Origin of the sequence: Kitasatospora sp. NPDC051170, from assembly GCF_044455705.1 — a bacterium.
In the GTDB taxonomy this organism is placed as follows: Bacteria; Actinomycetota; Actinomycetes; order Streptomycetales; family Streptomycetaceae; genus Kitasatospora.
Genome location: NZ_JBITFA010000002.1, coordinates 30,933 through 56,107 on the forward strand (window position 1 = coordinate 30,933; position 25,175 = coordinate 56,107).

The following is a 25,175-nucleotide window of genomic DNA, read 5'->3' on the forward strand; positions in this document are numbered from 1 at the left end:
GTTCGGTGGGGTCGGTCCTGAGCGGACGTCACGGGGAGACTCACAGGCCCGCCACCTTGGCGGAGGCGGTGATCTCGTACGACAGGGTGAGCGTGCGGCGGGCGCCCGGGCCCAGGGGGACGTCCCAGCGGACGATGCCCTCGGCGTCGAAGGAGTCCGGGGCCGGGGAGCACTCCTCCTTGCGCAGCCGCACCTCGACGGCGCTCACCTCGGAGACCGGCACCCGCTCGCGGACGGCGACCAGCCGCTCGTCGCGCTCCTCCGGGCCGGAGAAGCGGGACAGGTGCAGCCGGACGGTGCGGACGGTGGTCTGGCGCCCGGTGAGGCCGCCGGTGGACTGGCGCTCCTCCGACTCGCGGACCACCCGGTAGCCGTCCGTACTGCCGAAGGACAGCTCGGCCTCGGCGCCGGCGGCCGTGAAGCGCAGCTCGCCGCGGCCCGTGAAGCCGCTGTCGCGCACCAGCTCCACCGGGCCCGCCAGCAGCGGGTGCCCGGCCGCGTTGCGGAACCGGACGACCTGGGTGACCAGGGGGGACAGCTCCGGCGCGCAGGCGTACTCGCTGCTCGCGTCGGTGGTGAAGGCGCTCAGCGGCACCCGGTGCGCCCGGCCGTCGGAGGGGACGGTGGCCGGGGCGGGGGCGGGCAGGACGCGGGCCTCGCCGCCGTCGTCCAGGCCAGGGACGACGGCGGCCGGGCCGAGGGTGTTCACCGCTTCTTCGCGCAGCTCGACCTCGACCTTGCGGCGCTCCTCGTCGGTGCGCTCGCGCAGCGTCAGCACGTCCGCGGCGATCGAGGGCGGGTCGGTGGCCAGGGCGGAGCGGGCGGTGGACAGGGTGAGCGCGACGCCCGTCCAGTCCTCGCCGGTGCGCTGCCAGACCACGGCCTCGGACTCCAGGCGCAGTGAGCCCTTGGGGTTTTCGGGGGAGAGGACGGCGCGGTAGGAGGGCCGCCACAGGGCGCAGGGCACCAGGTGGGCGACGGTCAGCGCGACCGGGCCCGGCTCGGAGGCCTCGACCGTCAGCTCCAGGTGGGCGACCAGCTCGGCCGGCTCCTCCTCGGCGCGGTCCAGGGCGAGCAGCGCCTCGGTGCGCTCCTGGTCCAGGCGGCGCAGCCGGGAGCGGGTGGCGCGCAGCTCCTCGCCGAAGCGCTCGCGCTCGGCGTCCACGCGCTCCAACTCGCGGGCCCAGCGAGTGCGTTCGATCTCGCCGACGCCCGCTCCCTCGCCGACCTCGCGCAGCAGGTCGGCGCAGAGCTGGGCGAGCAGGGCCAGCCGGGCCTCCAGCCGGACGCGGCCCTGGTCGGCCTCGCGGTAGGACGTCTCCAGCTCGTGCAGGCGGTGGCGCAGGGCGGAGTCCTCGGGGCCGGGCGGCAGCGGGGCCCTGGCCGACCAGCTGCGCACCAGGCGGGCTTCGAGGACGCGGGCGCCCGGGGTGGCGGTCTCGGCCCGCAGGGTGTGGTCGACGGCCAGGGCGGTGATCGGGCCGAGCCGCAGACGGTGGACGCCGGCGGTGAGCCGGAGGGTCGTGGCGCGCTCGATGCGGCTGCGGTCCTCCAGGCAGGTGACGGCCGTGACGGGAAGGGCCGTGACGGGGTGGGGGGAGGTGCTCGCGGTCATCTCTCAGTTCCTCCGGTTTCCACCGACGATGGCCTTGCCGGCCGGGATCTTGATCTGGAAGCCGCCGTCCAGCTCGGTGCGGCCGCCCGGGGGCAGCTCGACCCGCCAGAGCCGGGTGCCGGGCGGGCACTCCGGGGTGGGGACGGCCGGGGCCTGCCAGGCGGCGCGCTCCTCGATCCGGATCTCGGCGTCGGAGGTGACGGGTACCCGCTCGCGGACCTCGACCGTGACGGCCCGGCCGAGCCGGTTGGCGAGCTGGACGTGCACCCGGTGGTCGAGGACGGTGCTGTTGCCCATCAGCTTGCCGGTGGTGGACTCCTGCAGTTCGGTGCGGCGCGCCACCTCGACGCCCTCGGCGACGCCGACGCCCAGGCGGCGGGTGCCGCCGGGGGCGAGGGTGGGGAAGGCGGCGGTGAGGAGGAAGTCGTCGTCGACGGTGACCTCGACCGGGCCGGCCAGCAGGGCGCGGTCGGTGTGGTTGGCGAGCACCAGCGTCGCGTACACCTTCTCCTCGACGGCGGGGACGGTGACGTACTCGGGGTGCGCGTCGAGCGGGAACTCGTCGACGGTGACGGTGTGCCAGGTGCCGTCGGAGGGGATGTCGGCGGGCGCGGCGGCGTCGTAGCGGTGGTCGAAGGAGCCGGCCGACTCGCGTGGGGCGACGGCGTGGCGGGGCGGGTCGAGGTAGCGGAGGTGGCCGGCATGGGTGCCGGGGGACGCCTGCTCGGGCGGGCGGCGCAGGGTGCCGCGCTCGTTGCGGGGCGCGTCGGGGCCGGAGAGGACGAGGCCGGGGTAGTCGAGGAGGGCCTCGCCGGGGTCGTGGCCGGGCGGGGGCGGCGGGGGGAGGGCGGTGGAGGGGGCGAAGGCGACGGGTGCGGCGGGGGCCGCCGGAGCGGGCGGCATCGAGGCGCCGGGGGCCGGGGGCATCGCGCGGAGGAACTCGGGGGCTTCGGTGTCGGCGTGGAAGGCGGCGGCCTGGGGTGCGGCGCCGCCGTATCCGTAGCCGACGGCGATCGGCTCGTCGGCGGAGAGGGCGCCGCCGCCGGCCGGGCGGGCGCCGAAGCTGCCGCGGGCGCGACGGGAGACCGCCTTGTCGAGGGGGCGGGCGGGCGCGTGGGCGCGGCGGGGGGTGCGGGCCTGGCCGTCGTAGTCGGTGAACAGGTCGGACAGGCCGGCCGGGGGCTCGCGCCAGCCGGAGGGCGGCGGGGCGGGCTGACTGCGGCCGATCCGCAGGGAGTTGAGGCGGGGCAGGTCGGTGCGGCGGTCGAGGTCGGCGGTGGAGAGGGCGAGGCGCACGCCCGTCCAGTCCTCGCCGCTCTGCTGGGCGACGCAGGCGCGCAGGACCAGCTCGGCGCCGTCGGCGCCGGTGCGGTAGGAGAGGCGGTAGGCGGGGACCCAGCGGGCGGCGGGGACGGCGTACTCGAGTTCCAGCGTGAGGTCCGTCGTGAGGTTCGTCGAGGGGTTCGTCGCGGGGTCCGTCGTGAGTTCCGTCGTGAGTTCCGTCGCGGGGTCCGTCGTGAGGTCCGTGGCCGTGTCCGTGCCGGACAGGGTGAGCAGGACGGTGGTGTCGGTGTCGGTGGCCGTGACGCGCTCGGCGGTGGACTCGCGCTCCAGGCGGTCGGTGGCCTCGGCGAGTTCGTGGTCGGCGAGTTCGATCGCCCGGGTCAGCTCCTCGGCGCGACGCTGGAGGCCCGCCAGGCGCTCGTCGACGAACTCGGCGAGCTCCAGCCAGGCTTCGGCCGGGGTGCGGCGCAGCGGGTCGCCCCGGCGGGGCTGCGGGGGGAGGGCGCGCAGGGCCGTGGTCTCGTCGATGGCGGCCAGGACGAGGTGGTGGCGGTCGGAGAGGGAGCTGCGGCGCTCGGTGATCTCGTCCAAATCGCGCTGGAGCTGCGGGAGTTCGGCGGGCTCGCGAAGCTCGGCGAGGTGCTCGACGCGGGCCTCGGTGACGGCGGCGCCGGGCGGGCCGTCGAGGACCCGGGCGCGCAGCGAGCGGCCGTCCAGGGAGGCGGGCAGGCCCGCCAGGCGCAGCCGCCCGTCCGGGGGGACGGGGACGGTGGCCCGGCGGCGGCACAGCGCGCCCTCGGCGTACACCACGACGGAGTCGAGGGTGGAGGTGTGGGCCGGTACCGGCGGTGGTGCCCCGATGCTTCGCTGATCGTCCATGCGCAACCCCTTCGTTCGCCTGTCGCCTGCGGTGTGCCCGTCCCGGGCGGCCAGTGTGCCCCGGTTCGGGGCGCCCGCCGCCGGAATTCGCCGGGCGCGGCGTGTGCACTGTGAGGGACGGGGGCGGGGCGGCGGCGGTTGCCTCGGGTCGATGGGGGCGGGGGTAGGGGGTGGGGCGGAGCGGGGGTGGACAGATGAGCGGCGGGGGCGGTGGATGCGAGAGGATGGGGCGCGGGTCACGTAGTGGGTAACCGGTCGGGTCCGGTCATGAAAGAGAAGAGAGCGACCAGCCATGCGCACAGCCGTCGTCGTCGGCACCGGACTGATCGGCACCTCCGCCGCGCTCGCCCTGGCCGGCCGCGGGCTGACCGTCCACCTGGAGGACGCCGACCCGGACGCCGCCCGCACCGCCGCCTCGCTCGGCGCCGGCACCACCGAAGCGGCGGACGGCCCCGTCGACCTGGCGATCATCGCCGTGCCGCCCGCGCTGGTCGGCAAGGTCCTCGCCGACTGCCAGCGCCGCAACCTGGCCCGCTGGTACACCGACGTGGCCAGCGTGAAGGCCGGCCCGCGCGCCGAGGTCACCGCGCTCGGCCTCGACACCGTCCACTACATCGGCAGCCACCCGATGGCCGGGCGCGAGCGCTCCGGCCCGCTGGCCGCCCGCGCCGACCTCTTCGAGGGCCGGCCCTGGGTGCTCACCCCGACCGGGGACACCGACACCGAGACGCTCAACGCCGCCCTGGAGCTGGTCGCCCTCTGCGGGGCCATGCCGATCGTGATGGACGCCGCCGCGCACGACCGGGCCGTCGCCCTGGTCTCGCACGCGCCGCAGCTGCTGTCCTCGCTGGTCGCGGCCCGGCTGGAGCACGCCGACGAGACGGCGATAAGGCTCTCCGGGCAGGGCGTGCGCGACGTCACCCGGATCGCCGCCTCCAACCCCGGGATGTGGGTGGACATCCTGTCCGCGAACGCGGGCGCGGTCGCCGACATCCTGGAGGAGGTCGCCGCCGACCTCGGCGAGACCGTCACCGCACTGCGCGCCCTGGACGCCGCCGAGGAGGGCGAGCGCCGGGCGGGGGCGGCCGGCATCGAGGCGGTCATGCGGCGCGGCAACACCGGCCAGTCCCGCATCCCCGGCAAGCACGGTGCGCCGCCCACCCGGTACGAGACGGTGGCGGTGGTCCTGGGCGACCAGCCCGGCGAGCTGGGCCGGCTGTTCGGGGAGGTCGGCGCGGCCGGGGTGAACATCGAGGACGTGATCATCGAGCACTCCACCGGGCAGCAGGTCGGCTTCGTGCAGCTGTCGGTGGCGCCGGGGGCGGTCAAGCCGCTGACGGTGGCGCTGCGGGCGAGCGGGTGGAGCGTGCGGGACTGACGGCTCCGGGGAGGGGTGGGGCGGGATGATCATCGATGTGGGGGTTCCCGGGGAGGCAGGGCCTCCCGTGGACGTCGTGAGGCTGGTGGACTTCGGGAACGAGCGGTTCCTGCGGGCCGTGGTGGGCCCGCAGGCGCGGATCCACCACCGCAGCCTGACGGCGCTGGTGGAGCCGCCCCGGCCGGCCCCGCCGGGGGACCCGGACGAGCCGCAGCCGGAGCTGGTCTGGAGCCTGCTGCTGCGGGCCGCGTACGCCGCCTTCGCCGAACACCGGCCGCTGAGCCTCTCCCCGGACGTCCTCTGGTACGCGGTGGTGCACGAGGTCGCCGTGCACGTACGGATGTACGCGCCGCGCTACCGGGCGCTGTTCGGGGCGCAGCCCGACCGGCGCGGGCGGATCGTCGTCCGGGACGACGAGCTGGCGGGCCCCGGCGCGGACTGGGGACGCTCGATCCACCTGGTGCGCGAGCCGCTGGCGGCGGCCGTCGGCCCTCAGCTGGTGGAGCTGTTCACCCCGGCGTTCTCCACCACGACCCCCGACGACGCGGCCTGTGCGCTGGTCGCCCTGATGGGCGCGGCCGGCCCGTACTACGACTTCCGCTGGGAGACCCGCTGCGGCATCCCGCGCGTACGGCTGGAGGGCACGGCCGAGGACTGGGCCCTGCTGGCCGTCCGGGTCGGCGAGCTGGCCGGGCACCTCGCCTGGTTGGAGCCCTGGTTCGCCGGGCTGCGGCCGGTCGTCGGGGAACTCGCGGCGACGGCGGCGGGCGGCCCGGCGGACGAGGAGTTCTGGCGCTCCCTCTTCAAGTGGCGCTCCGTCTCCGGCGGCCCGCGCGTCACCGGCTGGCTGACCGCCTTCCTCGCCCACACCCAGACCCCGGACGGACCTCGCATGCGCAGCTCCTTCGACTGGCGCGCCGCCGCCGACGACCCGTACCACCGCGACGCCTTCGAGGTGAACGACTTCCCCGCGCACCTGTCCACCGTCCCCTTCGGCTGGGACCTCCTCGGCACCGAACGGCCGATGGCCTTCCTCGCCGGGGTCCTCTCCATCGAGCAGGACGGCCCCTACCTCCGGCCCCGGCTGGGCCACGCCGTCGTGGAGACCCCGCAGCGGTGAGGGTCGTTGACGTTCCGCTCGGGGAGGGCCAGGAGCCGGGCGACGTACGGGAGTTGGAGCGCTGTGGGAACGAGGGGTTCCTGGCGGCGGTGGTGGGCGGGGAGTTCGCGGTGGTCCACCGCAGCACCGCGACGCTGCTGGAGGCGCCCGATCGGTGGCGGCCGCCGGGCGAGGCGGAGCCGACCTGGAGCCTGCTGCTGCGCGCCGCGCACCTGGCGTTCTGCCGGCACCTGCCGCTGAGCCTGTCGCCGGACGTGCTCTGGTACGCGGTGGTGCACGAGATCGCGGTGCACGTGCGGCTGAACGCGGAGACGTACGAGGGGGTGTTCTCGGCGACTCCCGGGCGGAAGCGGACCGTCCAGGTGGAGGACGACAGCCTGCTCGGCCCCGAGCCGGACTGGGCGCGCTCGATCCGGCTGGTGCGGGAGCCGCTGGCGGTGGAGGTCGGCCCGGACCTGGTGGAGCTGTTCACCCCGGCGTTCTCCACGACGACGCCGGACGAGGTCTCGGCGACGCTGGTGGCGCTGATGGACGTGGTCAGCCCGTACTACGAGTTCCTGTGGGTCTCGCTCTGCGGCATCCCGCGCGTGCGGCTGGAGGGCACGGCCGAGGATTGGGCGCTGCTGGCCCGGCGGGTCGCCGAGCTGGGGGAATGGTTCGAACCGCTCGGGCCGTGGTTGGCGGGACTGCGCCCGGTGGTCGAGGAGATCGCGGCCACGGCGGAGGGCGGGCCGGTGGACGAGGAGTTCTGGCGCTCGCTGTACAAGTGGGAGTCGGAGTCCGGGGGCGACTTCGTCTCCGGCTGGATCACCGCCTTCTTCGCGCACACCCGGACCGAGGCGGGCCCGCGGCCCCGTACGGAGTTCGCCTGGAAGGCGATGCGGCGCAGGTGGAAGGGGCGGACGGTCGAGACGGGCCCGGACCGGTTCACCGAGAACGCCTTCCCGTCCCATGTGTCGAAGGTGCCCTTCGAGTGGCAGACGCCGCAGGGCACCTACCGGATGGCTTTCGTCGGCGGGGTGCTCGGAATCGAGGAGGACGATGGGTACGTGCGGCCCCGGCTGGGCAACGCCGTGCTGCGGATGCCGGAGGACGCTCCGTAGCCGTCCCGGGGAGGGGGCTGACCGGGGCGGGGCGGGAGGGGGCGGGGGTCCATTAACCTTGAGGGAGATGATCCCCGGCCGTTCGCCCGTACAGGGTGTCGGCTTCCATGCTCATCCCATGATCATTCCAAGTGATCATTCCAAGCTCAGAGAGAGGTTCGGGCCCGTGGACACTGCCGACCGAGCGCACGTTCCGGTCGTCGTCGCCATCGACGGACCCTCCGGCTCCGGCAAGTCGACCGTCTCTCGGGCGGTCGCTGCGCGGCTGGGCCTGAGCTTCCTGGACACCGGTGCGATGTACCGGGCGATGACCTGGTGGATGCTGGCCAACGAGGTCGACGTGGACGACCCGGAGGCCGTGGCCGTGGCCTGCGGGAAGCCGGTGATCGTGTCCGGGACGGACGCGGACGGGCCGACCATCACGGTGGACGGCCAGGACGTGTCCGGGCCGATCCGGGGGCCGGAGGTGACGGCCCACGTGAGCGCCGTCTCGGCCGTGCCGGCGGTGCGGACGCGGCTGGTGGAGCTGCAGCGCGGCTGCGCCGAGGTGGCCGAGCGGGGGATCGTCACGGAGGGCCGGGACATGGGGTCGGTGGTGTTCCCGGACGCCACCGTGAAGGTGTTCCTGACCGCCTCCGAGCGGGCCCGCGCCGAGCGCCGGGCCGCCGAGCTGCGGGCCAAGGGCGTCGACGAGGCGACCATCACCGCGATGGCCGCCGACCTCGCCCGGCGGGACGCCGCCGACTCCTCCCGGAAGACGGCGCCGCTGACGCAGGCTTCCGACGCCGTGCTGGTGGACACCAGTGACCTCACACTGGAGCAGGTGATCGACAGGATCGCCGCGCTGGTGGAGGAACGGGCGGGACTCTCGTCGGTCTGAGGACCGAGGGGTCTGAGGACCGAGGGGTCTGAGGGCCGAGGGGTCTGAGGGCCGAGGGTTCTGAGGGCCGATGGGTCTGAGGGCCGACGGGTCTGAGGGCCGACACACACGCCCCGGGGCCGTTCAGCCGCCGCGGGGAAACGATCGCGCTGCCCCGGAACGGGCAGGTACGCACGGCGCGCCCCTGGGAAGGGCCGGGCCGGGAAACGGAACAGACGAACATGACCGCAGAGCACTCCGACGCCGGACCCGGCGAGCTGGACGCCGCCGACTACGCCGAGTTCATGGCACTCGCCGCCGAAGAGGGCTTCGACCTCGACGGCATCGACGCCGTGGACGGCGCCGAGTTCGCCCCGCTGCCGGTGCTGGCCGTCGTCGGCCGCCCGAACGTCGGCAAGTCGACCCTGGTGAACCGCATCATCGGCCGCCGCGAGGCCGTCGTCGAGGACAAGCCCGGCGTCACCCGCGACCGCGTGACCTACGAGGCGGCCTGGAACGGCCGCCGCTTCAAGGTCGTCGACACCGGCGGCTGGGAGATCGACGTCCTCGGCATCGACGCCCTGGTCGCCGCTCAGGCCGAGCTCGGCATCGAGCAGGCCGACGCGGTGCTGTTCGTGGTGGACGCCACCGTCGGCGCCACGGACACCGACGAAGCCCTGATCAAGCTCATCCGCCGGGCCGGCAAGCCGACCGTCCTGTGCGCCAACAAGGTCGACGGCCCGTCCACCGAGGCGGAGGCCGCGTACCTGTGGTCGCTGGGCCTCGGCGAGCCGTACGCCGTCTCGGCCCTGCACGGGCGCGGCTCGGGCGACCTGCTCGACGCCGTCATGGCCGCGCTGCCCGAGGCCCCGCCGCAGACCTTCGGCGACGCCGCCCCCGGCGGCCCGCGCCGCGTCGCGCTGATCGGCCGGCCGAACGTCGGCAAGTCCAGCCTGCTGAACAAGGTCGCCGGCGAGGAGCGCGTCGTCGTCAACGAGCTGGCCGGCACCACCCGTGACCCGGTCGACGAGATGATCGAACTCGGCGGCAAGACCTGGAAGTTCGTCGACACGGCGGGCATCCGGCGGCGGGTCCACCTGACGGCCGGCGCCGACTTCTACGCCTCGCTGCGCACCTCCTCCGCGCTGGACAAGGCCGAGGTCGCGGTCGTCCTGATCGACGCCAGCGAGACCCTCGCCGAGCAGGACACCCGCATCATCTCGATGGCCGTCGAGGCCGGGCGCGCCGTCGTCATCGCGTACAACAAGTGGGACCAGCTCGACGAGGAGCGCCGCTACTACCTGGAGCGCGAGATCGAGCGCGACCTCGTCCAGGTGCAGTGGGCGCCGCGCGTCAACGTCTCGGCGAAGACCGGGCGGCACATGGAGAAGCTCGTCCCGGCGATCGAGGCCGCGCTGGAGGGCTGGGAGACCCGCGTCCCCACCGCGCGCCTGAACGCCTTCCTCGGCGAGCTGGTGGCCGCCCACCCGCACCCGATCCGGGGCGGCAAGCAGCCGCGCATCCTGTTCGGCACCCAGGCGGGCATCCGTCCGCCGCGCTTTGTGCTCTTCGCCTCGGGCTTCCTGGAGGCGGGCTACCGGCGCTTCGTCGAGCGCCGGCTGCGTGAGGAGTTCGGGTTCGTGGGGACGCCGATCTCGATCTCGGTGCGGGTGCGGGAGAAGCGCAAGAGGAAGTAGTCCGCTTCGTGGAGGAGGGCCTCGTCGCTTCGGCGGCGGGGCCCTCCTCTGTGTTGTCGGGCTGCTGTGTTGTCGGGCTGCTCGGGGCTGCGGCGTCGTCAGGGGCGCTCGGGGCTGCGGCCCGGGGGGAGGGAGAGCATCTGGCGGTGGCGGCCGCCTCCGGTGGGCGGGGCGGCGAACCCGGTGGCCGTTCCGAGGACGGGGGAGGGGGCCGGGGGCGGCGGGGGCTGGACGGAGCCGAGGTAGCCGGTGGCGACCCAGCCCTGGCCGGTGGCCTGGGGGGCGGGGGGCTGGGGGTGCTGCTGCTGGGGCGTGAACTGGGGGAGGTTCGGGGGCTGGCCGGCGTAGGTGTGGAACGCCTGGGGGTGGTGGGGGGCGGTGGCGGCCGACGTTGTGTACGGGCGGTGGTCGCGGTGGTCGCGGTGGTCCCGGTGCTCGCGGTGCTCGCCGAGGAGGGGGTGGTGGTCGCGGACGGCGAAGCCCGTGAAGGAGAGATCCTCCTCGCCGGTGCGGTCCCCGGGCAGGGCGCGGAAGAGGCGCCGGTACTCGGAGTACAGCTCGTCGTAGATCGGGGTGGGGGAGACGGCCGGGGGCGTCACGTACGGGTGCTCCGTGTCGTACGACGGGCGCATGCCCGGGATCGAGCGGGGGGCGGTGGCCGACCGGCCGGGGGCTGCGGCGACGTCGTAGCTGTACACGTAGGGGCCAACGAGTGAGGGGGCGCGGGGATGCGGGGCACGGGGGTGCGGGGATGCGGGGATGCGGGGTGCCCGGAGGCGGGGGCTCCGGGCTGTCCGCGTTCGGGCATCAGGCGGGCATCAGCCGGACGTCAGCCGGACATCAGGCGGGCGTCACGTGCCGGCGAGGGGGAGCGAGGCGGCGACGACCTGGCCCAGTGCCACCGCGCGCTCCAGCGCCTGGCGCAGCAGGTCCTCGCGGGGCTGGCGGCCGACCATGCCCGCCGGGACTGCGTACATCGTCACCTCGGAGAGCTGGCTGGCGGCCGAGCGCCAGGCGTCGGTGACCTGGAGGGGCTGGTGCGCCTGCCACCAGCCGGTGCTGCCGCCCGCGGCGGCGGGCTGCAGGATCGCGTGCAGCTGGCCCATCGCCACCAGGACCGACCAGCCGCCCAGCTGCTCGGGGGTCACGTTGAGGTCGGTGACGGGCTGGAAGCCGGCGTCCTGGAGGAGGTCGAGGAACTCGTCCTCGCCCGAGGTGCTGCCGGGGCGGCCGACCGGGCCGGTGGGCTCGACGACGAGGGAGGCGTGGCCGACCTTGTCGTGGAGGATCAGACCGCAGGTGATGCCGAGGATGGCGGCCTGACCGGGGGCGCTCGGCGGGGTCGAGGCCGAGGTCGGGACGGCCGGGTTGGGCACGATCGGGTGCGCGGGGGCGGCCGGGTGCGGGGCGGCGGGCTGGGGCTGGCCGCTGATGCTGCGGACGGCTCCGGCGAGCTGCGCCTCGGAGACGGGCACCACCTGGGAGGGGATGCAGCGGGCGTGGGCGAAGGCCAGTACGGCCGTTTCGTCGGCGACGAAGAGCACGGTGCTGGTGCGCTCCGCGTGGGTGTCGCCGGGGGTGCGGCAGGAGGTGCACTCGTAGCTGTCGGGGGCGCGGTCGCCGCCGAGGAGGCGGTCGGCCTCGTCGTCGCCGATCTCTGACCGGACCTCGTCGCTGACGTCGAGCATGCGCGGCACTGGGTCTCCTCGGGGGGCGTTCGTACGGAGGTCGCACTGCCCAACGGGCCCCTGTGGCAGGCGTCACGGGTGGGCGTCGAGGCTGACGGGAATTGCCCGTGATCCGACCGCGCCGCGTGTTCTCGTGGTCGCAATCTGTCGAAGTCGGTGGCGGGACTGCCGGAATGGGGCCGTGAGGTGAGTCACGCCGGTTGGATGTTTGATCTAGGAATTGACGGCTAAAGCGGACATTTCGGACAAGGTTTGAAGATTATTACCGGCGGTAACCCCGCGCTGAGCTGGGCAGACCACCGGAGCTTTGTGTTTCCCGCCGACCGGCTCGTAGCTTCTTGGTCGGCGCAACGAGCGCCACCCGGGTTCACCCCCGACGCACCGCCCCCCGGTTCCCGCCGGGCGAGGCAGGTGCCCGCCGACGCGATCGCTCGAACAGGTCGCCGGTGCGCGGGTGGGTGGCCGGGGCGGCAAGCGGCACGTCCGACACGTGCACGGCCGTCCGATGGACGCGGCAGGCGATTCACGGCCCCTCGGGGTCTGGTTCCGCATGCCCGCCCGGGGCTGTCGAGAGGAACCCCATGACCTTCCGTCACGAGACCGCCGCTGCCACCACCTCCACCGCCACCAAGCGCAACCGCATGCGCATGGCGGTCGTCGCGGGCGCCGCCGTCGCGGCCCTGCCGGTGGCCGGCCTCGTCACGGCCACCTCGGCCTCCGCCGCCTCCGTCTCCACCTGGGACGCTGTCGCCCAGTGCGAGAGCGGCGGCAACTGGGCCATCAACACCGGCAACGGCTTCTACGGCGGGCTGCAGTTCACCTCCAGCACCTGGGCCGCCTTCGGTGGCACCGCCTTCGCGTCGCAGGCCAACCAGGCCACCAAGGCGCAGCAGATCTCCGTCGCCGAGAAGGTCCTCGCCTCGCAGGGTCCGGGCGCCTGGCCCGTCTGCTCCGTCAAGGCCGGCCTGACCAAGGGCGGCGCCCCGGCGGCCGTCGACACGTCGGCGGGCTCCTCCGCCGCTGCGAAGCCGGCGCAGACCCCGGCTCCGAAGGCCGCCGCGCCCAAGGCCGCCGCCGCGCCGAAGGCCGAGGCTGCGCCCAAGGCTGCTGCCGCGCCGAAGGCCGACGCCCCCAAGGCCGACGCTGCGCCGAAGAACGACGTCAAGGGCTGGACCGGCTCGAACGACGCCAAGCCCGTTAAGCCGGCGCAGTCGGCCAAGGGTGGCGACTACACCGTCAAGTCCGGTGACACCCTGAGCTCCATCGCCGCCGCGCAGGGCCTGGACTGGCACGACCTGTACAAGAACAACGCCAAGGTCGTCGGTGGCAACCCCGACCTGATCCTCCCGGGCCAGGTCCTGAGCATCTGAACCACCTGAACCACCTGAACCACCTGAACCACCTGAAGCGTGCTGCTCGGCTGAGCCACGGTAGTTCGTGTGGCTTCTGAAGGCCGCTCCTCCACCATGTGGGGGAGCGGCCTTCGGCGTGTCCGGGCGGCGAGGGCGAGGGGCGCTTAGGGTCGGGCGCCATGCTGCTGTATTCGTATGACGGACGTATAGGCAGGCTGGTGCTGCGGGTGGGAGGCGTGTTGGTGCTGATGTGGGCCGTCGGCGCCGCGGTGCCGGTCGCCGACGTGGTGTGGGACGGGCTCGCCGACTGCGAGAGCGGCGGGGACTGGCAGGCCGACACCGGCAACGGCTTCTACGGAGGCCTGCAGATCCGGCCGTCCACCTGGTCCGAGGCGGGCGGGCTGCCCTTCGCCGACCGGCCCGACCACGCGAGCCGGCGGCAGCAGACGACGGTGGGGGAGGAGATCCTGCGGCAGCAGGGGTGGGAGGCATGGCCGTCCTGCGCCCGGGAGTTGGGGCTGATCGGGGGATCATCGAGGAGTGGGAAGCTGGAGGGGTGATCCAGGGAGAGCTGTTCGGCGAGTCGTCCGGCGGGCAGTCCGGGGGCGGGGGCCGTCCTGCGCGCAGTGAGCCCGCGCCCGGGGCCGTCCTGCTGCCCGGCTGGCTGGACCTGGACGCGCAGCGGCGCCTGCTCGCCGCCTGCCGGGAGTGGGCCCGCCCGCCGGCCGGGCTGCACGAGGTGCGGATGCCCACGGGCGGGATGATGTCCGTCCGGATGGTGAGCCTGGGCCTGCACTGGTACCCGTACGGCTACCGGCCGATCGCCGAGGACGGTACGCCCGTCAAGCCGTTCCCGCCCGAGCTCGGCGCGCTCGCCCGCCGCGCCGTCGCGGAGGCGTACGGGGACGGGGATGGGGGCGGAGGCGGAGACGGGGGCGGGGGCGGGGGCGGGCTGGGCGAGATCGCGGGCGCGGCCTCGTACGAGCCGGACGTCGCGATCGTCAACCACTACCCGCACGGCGCCAGGATGGGCCTGCACCAGGACCGGGACGAGCGGGCGGACGCGCCGGTGGTGTCGTTCTCGCTCGGCGACACGTGCGTGTTCCGGCTGGGGAACACCGAGACCCGGACGCGGCCGTGGACGGATCTGGAGCTGCGGGGCGGGGACGTGCTGGTGTTCGGCGGGCCGGCGCGGTACGCGTACCACGGGGTGGTGCGGACGCTGGCGGGGACGGGGGAGGAGGCGCTGGGCCTGGTGGGGCGGCTCAACGTCACGGTGCGGGAGTCGGGGTTCGGGCGGTAGGGCCCCTGTCCGTCCTTCTTCTGTCCTGATTCCGTCCTGGGTATTCCGTCCTGGGTGTCGGTCTGGGTTTCGGTCTCGTTCGGCCACACGTTCGGGTGAATCGGGAGACCCGCCCCGAGGTGCGGGAATGACCCCGGTCGCGCAGGGATTCGAGTGAGCGGGAGAATTCGATCGGAGCGGGTCCGCCCGCCCTCGCTGAGAGGAAGTGCGCATGGGTACCCCCGTCGACGACTTGGTCGACCTGCTCGACCTGGAGCAGATCGAACTGAACATCTTCCGCGGGCGCAGCCCCGAGGAGGCGCTGCAGCGGACGTTCGGCGGCCAGGTCGCCGGGCAGGCGCTGGTCGCGGCAGGGCGTACGGTGGAGGACGCGCGCCCCGTCCACTCGCTGCACGCCTACTTCCTGCGCCCTGGGGTGCCCGGCCTGCCGATCGTCTACCAGGTCGACCGGATCCGTGACGGCCGCTCGTTCACCACCCGCCGGGTCCTCGCCATCCAGGGCGGCCGGTCGATCTTCGCGCTGACCGCGGACTTCCACCGTCCGGAGCCCGACAGCATCGAGCACCAGCACCCGATGCCCGAGGTCCCCGCGCCCGAGGACCTGCCCAGCGCCCTCGACGAGGTCGGCTCCCGGCTCGGCGAACTGCCCCCGTTCATCAGCCGCCGCCAGCCCTTCGACATCCGGTACGTCGACCGGCTGCGCTGGAGCCAGGAGGAACTGGCCGGCGTCGAGGCACGCAGCGGCGTCTGGCTGCGCACCAACGGCCCCCTCCCCGACGACCCGCTGATACACGTCTGCGCCCTCACGTACGCGAGCGACATGACGCTGCTCGACGCGGTCCGCGCGCCCGCCGAACCGCTGTGGGGCAAGCGGCACTTCGACATGGCCTCGCTCGACCACGCGATGTGGTTCCACCGGCCGTTCCGTACCGACGACTGGCTGCTGTACCAGCAGGAGTCGCCGATCGCGCACGGCGCGCGGGGCCTGGCGCGCGGGCAGATCTACGACCGGGAGGGCCGGCTGGTGGTGTCCGTGGTGCAGGAAGGGCTGTTCCGGCGGCTGGGCGGGTGAGTGCGGCGGTGGTGTTGTCGTCGTGATGCGCGGGTGTTTCCGTGCGTTTCCCGGTGCTGCGCCGGGTGACGGTTTCGGACGTTCGTCCGCCCGGCGGGAATGATCCGTTCGGGCGGGGAGCGTTCGTACTGAATGGTTGCCGGATGAACGGCTACTGGATGACCGAGGAGGACGGCCCGAACGGCGGGCCGCCCCCGGACCGGACCGGGAGGGTGCACCGATGACGGATAAGGCCGCGGAGGACTGGAAGCGCTGGAGCGACCAGCGGGCGGCGTCCGTGAGCGCGCAGCACGGCCAGCTGGCGCTCACCGGCACCCACTGGCTGGACGCGGAGTCCGTCCAGGTCCCCGGCCTGCCCGGGCAGTGGTGGGCCGACACCGAGGGCGTCCGCGTCCGGGCGGCCGCCGCCGACGGCCTGCTCGCGCACGGCCTGCTGGTGGACGGCGAGGTGCTGCTGCGCCCCGACACCGACCCGGCCGCGGGCACCGCCACCCTGGGTGACCTGCTGCTCGTCCCGATCGAGCGCGAGGGCGAGCTCGCCCTGCGCGTCTTCGACCCGGCCGCGCCCCGCCGCGTCGCCTTCGCGGGCATCTCCGCCTTCCCGTACGCGCCCGAGTGGGCCGTGCCCGCCGTCTTCACCCCGTTCGAGGGCGAGCCGCAGGCCGTCGTCGTCCCCAACGCGGACGGGCGGGAGCGCCCGCTCGCCGTCACCGGGCGGATCGAGTTCACCGTCGCCGGAGAGCACCGCACCCTCACCGTCAGCCGCGCCGGCAAGCGCCTCAGCGGCGTGATCGCCGACGCGACCAGCGGCGGCGACACCTACCGGTTCCGGTTCATCACGCTCCCCGAGCCGGACGCGGACGGGCGGACGGTGCTCGACCTCAACCGGGCCTACCTGCCGCCGTGCGCCTTCTCGGACCACTTCATCTGCCCGTTCCCGCCGCCGGGCAACCGGCTGGACTTCGCCGTCGAGGCGGGGGAGCGGCAGGTCCTCAGCCGGTAGCGCTGGGCCGTCGTCCCACCCGTCACACCGCCCCACACCGCGCCACACCGCCCCCGGCGCGGGGCGGTGTGACGGGTGGGACGACGATGACGGGTGTGACCTCACCGACCGAACAACTGCCCGACTCCGCCGCCCTTCCGTCCTCTTCGCCTTCGCCGCCCTGGTACCGGCGGACGTTCGCCGACCTCAGCCCGCTGCGCGACAACCCCGACTACCGGCGCGTCTGGTCCGGCCAGGCCGTCTCCTCCATAGGCCAGCAGATGACGGCCGTCGCCGTCGCCGTCCAGATCTACGATCTGACCGGCTCGGCCTTCGCCACCGGCTTGGTCGGCCTGTTCTCGTTCGTCCCGCTCGTCGTCTTCGGCCTCTACGGCGGGGCCGTCGCCGACACCGTCGACCGGCGCAGGCTCGGCCTCATCGGCGCCGCGGGCCTCGCCGCCGTCTCGCTCGTCCTCGCCGTCCAGGCCGCCGCGGGCCTCGACCAGGTCGCCGTCCTCTACGCCGCCGTCGCCCTCCAGGCCGGGTTCTTCGCGATGAGCTCGCCCGCCCGCTCCGCGATGATCCCCCGGCTCGTCCCCGGCCACCAGCTCCCCGCCGCCAACGCCCTCAACACCGTCGGCATGAACCTCGGCCTCACCGTGGGCCCCATGCTCGGCGGCCTCCTCATCGGCGCGTACGGTCCCCAGGCCGCCTACCTCGTCGACACCGTCGCCTTCACCGGCACCCTCTACGCGATGTGGCGCCTTCCCGCCATCCGGCCGCTCGGCGACCGTACGGGCCGCGCCTCCGTCCTCGAGGGCCTGCGCTTCCTGCGCGAGCAGCCCAACCTGCGCACCAGCTTCCTCGCCGACCTCGCCGCGATGGTCTTCGGAATGCCCCGCGCCCTCTTCCCCGCCCTCGCCGTCACCCTCTACGGCGGCGACGCCCGCACCGTCGGCCTCCTGGTCTCCGCCCCCGCCGTCGGCGCCCTCCTCGGCGCCCTCTTCTCCGGCTGGGTCGGCCGCATACACCGCCAGGGCGTCGCCGTCCTCGCCGCCGTCTGCGCCTGGGGCCTCGCCATCGCCGCCTTCGGCGCCCTCCACAACCTCTGGCTCGGCCTCCTCCTGCTCGCCGTCGCCGGCTGCGCCGACACCGTCAGCATGATCTTCCGCAACACGATGATGCAGGTCGCCGCCCCCGACGAGATGCGCGGCCGCCTCCAGGGCGTCTTCATCGTCGTCGTCGCCGGCGGCCCCCGCCTCGGCGACTTCGAATCCGGCGCCGTCGCCTCCCTCACCACCCCCATCACCTCCGTGATCACCGGCGGCCTCGCCTGCGTAGCCGCCGCCCTCCTCCTCGCCGCCCGCCGCCCCGCCTTCCTCACCTACGACTCCCGCCACCCCACCCCCTGACCCCACCCCCCGATACCTGGCAGCGAGCACCCCCCGACGTGCTGTATTGTTTTCCACGTCGCCGGGACAACAACCGGAGACAAGGTCGAGAAGCCGCCCGGCAGAGCCCCCCAGGCCCCGCCGCCGGCACCGAGACCACGGGACGTGGCGCAGCTTGGTAGCGCACTTGACTGGGGGTCAAGGGGTCGCAGGTTCAAATCCTGTCGTCCCGACAGTGATGTCGGAGCCCCGCTGACTGGACGGAAGTCCAGGCCAGCGGGGCTTTTGCTGTTCCTGAGGGCGGTCAGCGCACGAGCCGCAGGTGGCGGCCGGGGGACTCCGGGGGGACTACTTCGGGACCAGGGGCCTCGCGCGGCCCGCTCAGGTGCGCGCTCAGCACCTCGCCGGCCAGCTCGATCGAGCGCCGGTCCGGATGCAGGTACCGCTGCGTGGTGGTGAGCGATCCGTGCCCCGCGATCTTCCGCAGGACGTGCAGCGGCACCCCGGCGTCGGCCATCCACGTCAGCCCGGTGTGCCGAAGGTCGTGCCGGCGCAGGTGCTCGAAGCCGAGCCCCCACCACGACCTCGTCCCAGTGCGTCGCGTCCCGCAGGACCGCGGTGGTGATCCGCCCGCCCCGCGGTCCTGTGAACAGCCGGGCCATCGGGTCCTGGTCGATCACGTCCAGGCGCCAGGCCACCAGCTCGCGGATCTCCGGGATCAGCGGCACTGTCCGCCGCCGCTTGCCCTTGGTCCGAACTCCTCGACACCCTCGCGGCCGCCGGCCTGTGGCTGCGCTACCACGGCGATTTCGACTGGCCGGGCATCGCGCTCGCCAACCGCGTCATCCGACGCTGCTCGGCCCTACCGTGGCGGATGGCGGCCCAGGACTACGAACAACTCGCCGCCCACGCCCGGGACCAGGGCAGCCCGGGCCTTCCGCTCGTCGGAGCCCCGGTGGAGGCGAGCTGGGACGCCGACCTCGCCGCCGCCATGACGGTACTGAACGTGGCGCTGCACGAGGAGTCGGCACTCGACCGGCTCATCGCGGACCTGGCGCCGGGGCAGCGGTGACCAGGGGGCCGGCCGCCAGGGGAGCGTGAGTCAGGCAGGTGCGGCGGACAGGGCCCGGGCGCAGCGGGCTCATCCGGAGTCCCGCCCCAGGACTCCGGTTCCCCGAGGTGCGCGCGTAGTCGCTCGAGCGCGGTCGGGCTCTCCGGCTGGGGGCAGAAGATTGCTGCGGTCAGCACTGCCACAGGAACACGGCCTGTGTGCAGGGCTCGCACGCGAAGGCATAGGCCTCACCGCGCCCGCCGAAGTTCATCGCGGTGGCGTGGTCCCGTCCTTCCTCGAGCTGAGCGACGAGCCTCATCTCCCGTGCGCAGGTCGGGCAGGCAGGGGTCTCGTCGTTCTGCAGCCACGCGGGCTGCCCGCCGAGCTGACCGAGGACGTCAAGAGGAGTCCGGCCCGGCTGCCTCGCCCACTCCGTGTATGCCTGGCCGTAATCGGCCGTCGTGGACGGAGTCTCGTACGCGACGGCGCTCACCGCGCCGAGCAGGATCGGCTCCTGGTCGTCGTCCTCGTCCAGCACGGGCACCGGGATCGGCTGGAGTGCGGCCGTGGGGAACAGCAGTGCGCGGTTGCCGCCCGCCTGCGGGTCCCACTCCTCGCACATGCCTGGGTCGTTCTGGCACATGAACAGGGCGAGCACGTCCCGCCCCTCGACGGCGCCCTGGCCAGTGTGGCGGCCGAGATCGTCGAGGAGCACCTGCGCCAGGAACTGCATCGGTCCGTCGCACGTGGAGCACTCAGGCCACGAAGTCCCGGCCGGGGCCAGCGGCACCCCGCCGGTGCGGGTGACAAATGCGGTGGGCTCGGTGGTGCCCGCGTACGTCATCAGGGTCGTCGTCACAGCTGGCGACTGTACGACAAGCCGCTGACACCTCGGCCTACCATGGCCATGGCCCGTGGTCACGACTCCGCAGACCGGGCTTGGGACGAAGTGGATCGGGCACGTCAGTTGGCAGGGGCACCGGTCATCGCGGTTACGTCTTTCGGCGAACGGAACGCCGGACGTGCTGCGCCCAGGGCAGGCGTTCGGCTTTCACACGGGGAGCCTCCCTCGACTGCCGGGATGGCCGAGCGTTCGGCTTCCGTCACCAGCCTTCGTCCCATTGTCAGCCCGATCCGCCACACTGCTGCCCGTGATCACTCCTGGTGAGCCGCCTGCCGGCATCGAATCGGTCCCGCCCCCCAAGGCTGTCCTGCTCGAAACGCCGTGGGCGGAGCTGAGCCACGCGTATGGATCGGCCGAGGACACACCCACCCTGCTGGTAGGCCTGCTGGACGAGGACCCCGAGGTCCATGCCCATGCCCTGGGCCAGCTGCAGATGTCGGTCCTCCACCAGGGCTCGATCTACAGCAGCACCGCGCCGGTCGCACTGTTCGTGGCCGGCATTCTGGACCATCCGCACACCTCGGCCGAGCACGAGAGCGAGTACCCGTGGGACGACCGGGTCCGCCCGCTGCGCGCCGCGCTTCTGGAGTGGCTGGGCGAGATCGCCGAGTCGGTCGGCTACTACGACGACCGCGAGCAGGATCCCGAGGACGACGACCCAGCCGACATCGCGGCCTGCCGCGCAGCCCGCCCCGCGATCCACCATGCGGTAGCTTCCTACCTGGCCGATCCCGACCCCGTGGTTCGCGAGGCCGCCGTCGGTGCCGCCGGCCACCTGCTCAGGGCCCCCGAGCTCCGCGACCGGATACCCGACGCCGCCAAGCGGCTGCGCACCATCCTCACCACAACCGGGGATCGGCGGGAGCGCGCCGCGGCCGTTCTGACCCTCGTCGCCTGGGCACAGGACACCAGCGACCTGCTCACCGACCCGGACCCGGCGATCCGCGCCTGCGCCGCCCTCGCCCCGCTCCCCTCCGAGGACCCGCGCCCCACCGCCATCCTTCTGGAGGCCCTGTCGGACCCGCACACCGCCGACCACTGGTTCGACGCCGAACCCCTGCCCCAACTCGACGGATGGTTCCGCTTCACCCTCCTCCAGGCCCTGCTCGCCCGCACCAGCACCCTGGAAGAAGTCCTGGACGCCGCACTGGCCTTGATGCCCATGGCCGACGACTACACCGTCGAACGCGACTGGGGACCCCTCCTGCTGCGCGCCTTCCCCGACGGCAACGCCGGCGAGGCGGCCCTCACCGACGCCCAGTACCGACTCCTCAGCGCCGTCGCGGCCAAGGACGACTGCTGGGGCAACATCGGCAACAAGATCACATGGCTGCGCCGAGCCGGACTACCGACAGAACGAGACTCCTTCCGCACGCTCCTGACAAACCCCCACAGGGCCCCCGACTTCTGACGGCTCGCGGAGAGCACGGATCCTTGCGGCCCCCGCTGCCCGTCGGGGCCTGGGCCGAGTTCCGGCACCCTCACAGGCTCATCGGATGCCCGGAGCAACCGGGTGTTCGGCTTGGAAGGCCAGCCTGCGTTCGGCGTCCTGCGCGATGTGGTCGAGAACATCGTCGAGTGCCACGAACGCCTCCCACGGTCGCTGGCGGCCGGCTTCGGCAAGGCACTCGATCAGCAGTTGTTCGAGATCAGTGACGCGCTTGCCCTTCCAGATCTTGTCGGCGAGGCTTACCAGCAGGTCGTCGGTGCTGATGCCGGGGGCGTTCCACGATGCGTGGTTGCGGGCGAAGCGGGCGAGTTCCTCGGTGACGCCCCGGGCGATCAGCAGGTCGTGGCCGGCCTCCTCGTGTGCGGAGCCGGGCCGGGAGAGCTCCTCGGGGTGCAGGATCTTCCCGATGTCGTGGGTGGCGGCGCCGAAGAGGACGGCGTGCCGGTCGAAGTCCAGCTGGGGGTAGTGCCGTTCGGCCCAGTCGACCAGTTGGTGGGCGACATCGTGGACGGCCCGAAGATGGGCCGCGAGCCTGGGCGGGGCCTGCAACTCTTCGAGGAGGACGGCGACCTGGTGCGGGAGCGGTCGCAGTACGGGGTCGCCAGGTAGGGTGAGGGCTCGCTGCAGCGCATTGAGGGCCATCCGGGACACGGTATGTCAGTGCCTCGAATGGCGTCGCTACCCGGGATATGGCTGCTGTCTTTGGTTGGTTGTCGATATCCCTTGTGCGGCGGCTGGCGGCGACCGTGCGGGTTGTCACTGGGGTCGGCTTGGATGGTCCGCATGACCGTCAACGATGTCGCCCGTTCTCTGCCCGATCCTGACGTCCTGCGGGACCACTGCCGGGCTTTGGCGATGCTGGATGCGATCCTCAGCCCTGATTGGTCCTCGCGCTACTACTCCTTCGACTCGCGGTGGTCGCCGACGGAGGAGCTGGCGTCGATGCGCAACGGTTCGGGGGACGAGTACTCGATCGTCTTCGCTCCGGTCGGTGTGTACGTCCGGGGCTTCGACCACGAGTCGCCGATGAGCCCCTACGCCGAGGACGGAGTGTGGCCGGGCGTGCTGGACTCCGTTCCCGAAGAGTTCCGGTCGTGCGTCGAGGAACCCGCGTTCAACGACGACGGCGTACCGACGGTGACGGCCTGCCTGTGGCGCAGGACGACTGATGGGAGCTGGCAGACGGGGGAGATCGACTTCCCGGAGGGCCACGCCGACCCCGACGGGGCCGACTGGCTGTTCCGGCTCCTCACCGACCGATCTCCGGAGGCGTACGCGAGCTTCGCCGTCGACTACTACGAAGTACCAGTCGACCTGGATACCGTCCGGCACGTCTGTGCACTGCGGCCACTCACCGATGACGTGGTCCGTGCCCTCAACGTCGAGCTGACCCTCGCGGACGTTGCCGAGGACATCGCCGAGATCGGCTACCCCACAACGTAGGAACCGGGGACGGCCGCGGGCGGGCTGTCGGTGCCCACCCGCGGTCAACCGTCCTCGCGTCGGCGGCTCGGCATCAGAATGCGGCGATCCGTGGGCGCTCGTAGCACTGGGTAGCGAGCGACGAAGGCGGCGTCGATCTCGAACCTGGTGACGTAGCCGACGCCCGAGGCGGGCACGTTCCAGTCCCGCGCGATCCGGACGCGTAGTCCTCGTTCAGCACCGGATAGAAGATCGGCTGCTCGGGCAGGCGAGGCGGCCAGGCACGCACGCCCGACGACTCTCCGAGCCCACAGATGGCCGGTTGCGAGAGCGAGGAGCTTGCCCGGCACTTCATCCAGGGCACCGCCGAACGGGGCCGGCGCAATCTGTGGCTGAGGACCCTGGACCGGCTCGGCTCTGATTCGACTCCTGCCAGTTCGGCTGTTTTCCCGGCTGGAGCCGGGGCAGCCGACAGGTGGGAATTTCGGGGGAACGCCGTCCGGCAGCCTATTATCGCTTCTTGGGCCTGTGGACCTGATCCCTGGCTCACCAGGTACGGAGAGGCGTCACCCGGCCTGCTGCCGATGCGTACCCGAGGAATCACGTGAGCACCGAACAGTCCGTCCCCGTCACGCAGGTCCTTCATGAGGCCAGCCGCCGACGGACCTTCGCCGTGATCAGCCATCCGGACGCGGGCAAGTCCACGCTCACCGAGGCGCTGGCGCTGCACGCGCGGGCGATCACATCTGCCGGTGCGGTGCACGCCAAGGGTGACCGACGCGGCGTGACCAGTGACTGGATGGAGTTGGAACGCGAGCGCGGCATCTCGGTGACCTCGGCCGCATTGCAGTTCGGCCATCGCGGCCACGTGATGAACCTGGTCGACACCCCCGGCCACGCCGACTTCTCCGAGGACACCTACCGGGTGCTGGCCGCCGTCGACTGCGCGATCATGCTGGTCGACGCGGCCAAGGGCCTGGAGGAGCAGACCCGCAAGCTCTTCGCGGTCTGCCGCCATCGTGGCGTCCCCGTGATCACCTTCATCAACAAGTGGGACCGGCGCGGCCGGGATGCACTCACCCTGCTCGAGGACATCGAGACGCACCTCGGGATCACCCCCGTCCCGGTCGTCTGGCCGGTAGGCAACGCGGGCAACCTGCGCGGCCTGGTCGAAGCGGGGAACACCGAGCAGATGCTGCGCTACACCAAGGTGCCGGCCGGCACGCACGCCGCCCGCGAGGAGCTGCTCACCTCCGAGGAGGCCGCCGAGCAGGAGGGCGAAGCCTGGACGACCGCGCTGGAGGAGCTGGAGCTGGTGCTATCCTCCGGCCCCGGCTACGACCAGGAGGCCTTCGAGGCCGGCAAGATCAGCCCGGTCTTCTTCGGCGCCGCGCTGACCAACATCGGTGTGAAGCCCCTGCTGGACGCCGTGGTCGACCTCGCTCCGGCTCCCGGGCCCCGCCCGCTGGCCAAGGGCGGCAGCCGCGAGGTCGGCGAGGAGTTCTCCGGCCTGGTGTTCAAGATCCAGGCGAACATGGACCCGGCCCACCGCGACCGGATCGCCTTCGTCCGAGTCTGCTCCGGCGTCTTCGAGCGCGGCATGCACGTCACCCGGGCGGCCAGCGGCCGTTCGTTCGCCACCAAGTACGCGCACACCGTCTTCGGAGCCGAGCGCACCGTGGTCGACACCGCGTACCCCGGCGACGTGGTCGGCCTGATCAACGCGAGCGCGCTGCGGGTCGGCGACACCCTCTTCACCGGCAAGAAGACCGAGTTTCCCCCGCTGCCGGCCTTCGCCCCCGAGTACTTCGCGGTGGCACGGCCCAAGGACATCAGCCGTTCCAAGCAGTTCCGCAAGGGCGTCGCCCAACTCGATGAGGAAGGCGTGATCCAGGTGCTGGTCTCCGACCGGCGTGGCGACCAGGCGCCGGTCATGGCTGCGGTCGGCCCGATGCAGTTCGACGTGATCCTGCACCGGATGGAGCACGAGTTCTCCTCCCCGATCGCCCTCGACCAGCTCTCCTACCGCTTGGCCCGGATCACCGACGCCGACGGCGCCGCAGCCCTGGCCAAAGCCCGTCTGACCAACGGCGAGGTGCTCACCCGCCGCTCGGATGACGCGCTGCTGGCCTTGTTCGCCGACAAGTGGCACCTGAACGCCTTCCAGCGCGCCCAACCCGACATCCTGCTCCAGCCGCTGATCGCCACGGCGGACTGATCGCCGACCTCTCGGTACGGCGGCGCCGCTCGGCACGGCGGCGCCGCTCGGTACGGCGGACGGCGCGTGGTACGGCCCCTGCCGGGGGTCTTCCGGCGCGCGCCGCCCCTGTGGGTGCCGACGAGTGCTCGGGACGCATCACCGTCCGCCCCGCCCCTGGGTCCCCAGCGCCCGGGAGCGCCCTTGGAACGCGAGGGCCTCGACCGCCTTGGCTACTGCGGTGTCCACGGCCTCGTGCTCCCAGACCCGTAGGGGGAGCCACCCCAGTCGGACGAGGTGCGCGTCGGTGTCCTCGTCACGACGGACATTGTTCTGGAGCTTGTCCCACCACACTCCGCGTTGTGCTTCGGCATGTGCAGGTGATCCGGGCATGCTGCATGGAGGGGCCTGGGGCCTTGCTCCCAGCC

At 73.1% G+C, this 25,175-nt stretch carries 22 protein-coding genes, 1 tRNA gene and 1 pseudogene; 16 read left to right on the forward strand and 8 right to left on the reverse strand.

Annotation, left to right across the window (positions count from 1 at the left end; translation table 11 throughout):
- Positions 1–40: 40 nt before the first annotated feature.
- A complete protein-coding gene (locus ACIBCA_RS04135; RefSeq protein ID WP_396281264.1) occupies positions 41–1,615 on the reverse strand; it encodes a mucoidy inhibitor MuiA family protein in 1,575 nt (524 codons plus the stop codon).
- A 3-nt stretch (positions 1,616–1,618) separates the two neighbouring features.
- Complete coding sequence (locus ACIBCA_RS04140) at positions 1,619–3,778, reverse strand: DUF4139 domain-containing protein (RefSeq protein ID WP_396281265.1); 2,160 nt, start codon at positions 3,776–3,778, stop codon at positions 1,619–1,621.
- A 292-nt stretch (positions 3,779–4,070) separates the two neighbouring features.
- Here ACIBCA_RS04140 and ACIBCA_RS04145 point away from each other — a divergent pair, with 292 nt between their 5' ends.
- From ACIBCA_RS04145 to der, 5 genes are all read left to right on the forward strand, one after another.
- Positions 4,071–5,156 carry a prephenate dehydrogenase gene (locus ACIBCA_RS04145; RefSeq protein ID WP_396281266.1) on the forward strand — a complete coding sequence of 362 codons (1,086 nt, stop codon included), beginning with the start codon at positions 4,071–4,073 and terminating at the stop codon, positions 5,154–5,156.
- A gap of 67 nt (positions 5,157–5,223) precedes the next feature.
- Positions 5,224–6,276, forward strand: a complete 1,053-nt coding sequence (locus ACIBCA_RS04150; RefSeq protein ID WP_396281267.1) for a DUF4419 domain-containing protein — start codon at positions 5,224–5,226, stop codon at positions 6,274–6,276.
- On the forward strand, positions 6,273–7,379 hold the full coding sequence (locus tag ACIBCA_RS04155) for a DUF4419 domain-containing protein (RefSeq protein ID WP_396281268.1): 1,107 nt from the start codon (positions 6,273–6,275) through the stop codon (positions 7,377–7,379). The genes ACIBCA_RS04150 and ACIBCA_RS04155 overlap by 4 nt, the downstream gene beginning before the upstream one ends.
- Before the next feature lie 166 nt (positions 7,380–7,545).
- The gene (cmk, locus tag ACIBCA_RS04160) at positions 7,546–8,259 is read left to right on the forward strand and encodes a (d)CMP kinase (RefSeq protein WP_031079117.1); all 714 of its coding nucleotides are present in this window, start codon (positions 7,546–7,548) and stop codon (positions 8,257–8,259) included.
- Positions 8,260–8,480: 221 nt separating this feature from the next.
- Positions 8,481–9,935: a ribosome biogenesis GTPase Der gene (gene der, locus ACIBCA_RS04165; protein ID WP_396281269.1), complete on the forward strand. Its 1,455-nt coding sequence runs from the start codon at positions 8,481–8,483 to the stop codon at positions 9,933–9,935.
- Between the two features lie 98 nt (positions 9,936–10,033).
- Here der and ACIBCA_RS04170 read toward each other — a convergent pair whose 3' ends face one another.
- The gene (locus ACIBCA_RS04170; RefSeq protein ID WP_396281270.1) at positions 10,034–10,633 is read right to left on the reverse strand and encodes a hypothetical protein; all 600 of its coding nucleotides are present in this window, start codon (positions 10,631–10,633) and stop codon (positions 10,034–10,036) included.
- 153 nt (positions 10,634–10,786) lie between these two features.
- Positions 10,787–11,632 (reverse strand): hypothetical protein, encoded by an 846-nt coding sequence (locus tag ACIBCA_RS04175; protein WP_396281271.1) that lies wholly within the window; start codon positions 11,630–11,632, stop codon positions 10,787–10,789.
- Between the two features lie 572 nt (positions 11,633–12,204).
- On the opposite strand from ACIBCA_RS04175, the gene ACIBCA_RS04180 reads away from it, so the two are divergent.
- The 7 genes from ACIBCA_RS04180 to ACIBCA_RS04210 all read left to right on the forward strand — a co-directional run bounded on the left by ACIBCA_RS04180 (position 12,205) and on the right by ACIBCA_RS04210 (position 17,956).
- Positions 12,205–12,993 (forward strand): transglycosylase family protein, encoded by a 789-nt coding sequence (locus ACIBCA_RS04180; RefSeq protein WP_396281272.1) that lies wholly within the window; start codon positions 12,205–12,207, stop codon positions 12,991–12,993.
- A gap of 161 nt (positions 12,994–13,154) precedes the next feature.
- A complete protein-coding gene (locus ACIBCA_RS04185) occupies positions 13,155–13,535 on the forward strand; it encodes a transglycosylase family protein (protein ID WP_396281273.1) in 381 nt (126 codons plus the stop codon).
- 11 nt (positions 13,536–13,546) lie between these two features.
- Positions 13,547–14,278, forward strand: coding sequence for an alpha-ketoglutarate-dependent dioxygenase AlkB family protein (locus ACIBCA_RS04190; protein WP_396281790.1), 732 nt, complete (start codon positions 13,547–13,549; stop codon positions 14,276–14,278).
- A 211-nt stretch (positions 14,279–14,489) separates the two neighbouring features.
- Positions 14,490–15,350, forward strand: a complete 861-nt coding sequence (gene tesB, locus ACIBCA_RS04195) for an acyl-CoA thioesterase II (protein ID WP_396281274.1) — start codon at positions 14,490–14,492, stop codon at positions 15,348–15,350.
- 220 nt (positions 15,351–15,570) lie between these two features.
- Positions 15,571–16,353, forward strand: coding sequence for a DUF1684 domain-containing protein (locus ACIBCA_RS04200; RefSeq protein WP_396281275.1), 783 nt, complete (start codon positions 15,571–15,573; stop codon positions 16,351–16,353).
- Between the two features lie 86 nt (positions 16,354–16,439).
- The gene (locus ACIBCA_RS04205) at positions 16,440–17,744 is read left to right on the forward strand and encodes an MFS transporter (RefSeq protein WP_396281276.1); all 1,305 of its coding nucleotides are present in this window, start codon (positions 16,440–16,442) and stop codon (positions 17,742–17,744) included.
- A 138-nt stretch (positions 17,745–17,882) separates the two neighbouring features.
- Positions 17,883–17,956: transfer RNA gene (locus tag ACIBCA_RS04210), tRNA-Pro, on the forward strand.
- A 71-nt stretch (positions 17,957–18,027) separates the two neighbouring features.
- Here ACIBCA_RS04210 and ACIBCA_RS04215 read toward each other — a convergent pair.
- A complete protein-coding gene (locus ACIBCA_RS04215; RefSeq protein WP_396281277.1) occupies positions 18,028–18,240 on the reverse strand; it encodes a hypothetical protein in 213 nt (70 codons plus the stop codon).
- A gap of 273 nt (positions 18,241–18,513) precedes the next feature.
- On the opposite strand from ACIBCA_RS04215, the gene ACIBCA_RS04220 reads away from it, so the two are divergent.
- Positions 18,514–18,795: a DUF2399 domain-containing protein gene (locus ACIBCA_RS04220; protein WP_396281791.1), complete on the forward strand. Its 282-nt coding sequence runs from the start codon at positions 18,514–18,516 to the stop codon at positions 18,793–18,795.
- 169 nt (positions 18,796–18,964) lie between these two features.
- On the opposite strand, the gene ACIBCA_RS04225 is transcribed toward ACIBCA_RS04220, so the two are convergent.
- A complete protein-coding gene (locus ACIBCA_RS04225) occupies positions 18,965–19,633 on the reverse strand; it encodes a DUF1963 domain-containing protein (RefSeq protein WP_396281278.1) in 669 nt (222 codons plus the stop codon).
- Positions 19,634–19,925: 292 nt separating this feature from the next.
- On the opposite strand from ACIBCA_RS04225, the gene ACIBCA_RS04230 reads away from it, so the two are divergent.
- Positions 19,926–21,089, forward strand: a complete 1,164-nt coding sequence (locus ACIBCA_RS04230) for a HEAT repeat domain-containing protein (protein WP_396281279.1) — start codon at positions 19,926–19,928, stop codon at positions 21,087–21,089.
- Positions 21,090–21,167: 78 nt separating this feature from the next.
- Here the strand turns inward: ACIBCA_RS04230 and ACIBCA_RS04235 are convergent, their stop codons facing one another.
- Positions 21,168–21,770, reverse strand: coding sequence for an HD domain-containing protein (locus tag ACIBCA_RS04235; RefSeq protein WP_396281280.1), 603 nt, complete (start codon positions 21,768–21,770; stop codon positions 21,168–21,170).
- A 141-nt stretch (positions 21,771–21,911) separates the two neighbouring features.
- Here ACIBCA_RS04235 and ACIBCA_RS04240 point away from each other — a divergent pair, with 141 nt between their 5' ends.
- Positions 21,912–22,571 carry a hypothetical protein gene (locus ACIBCA_RS04240; protein WP_396281281.1) on the forward strand — a complete coding sequence of 220 codons (660 nt, stop codon included), beginning with the start codon at positions 21,912–21,914 and terminating at the stop codon, positions 22,569–22,571.
- A 95-nt stretch (positions 22,572–22,666) separates the two neighbouring features.
- Here ACIBCA_RS04240 and ACIBCA_RS04245 read toward each other — a convergent pair.
- Positions 22,667–22,905, reverse strand: a pseudogene (locus tag ACIBCA_RS04245) (hypothetical protein); the annotation flags it as partial.
- A gap of 249 nt (positions 22,906–23,154) precedes the next feature.
- Between ACIBCA_RS04245 and ACIBCA_RS04250 the strand changes: the two are divergent.
- Positions 23,155–24,768: a peptide chain release factor 3 gene (locus tag ACIBCA_RS04250; RefSeq protein ID WP_396281282.1), complete on the forward strand. Its 1,614-nt coding sequence runs from the start codon at positions 23,155–23,157 to the stop codon at positions 24,766–24,768.
- Positions 24,769–25,175 lie beyond the last annotated feature (407 nt).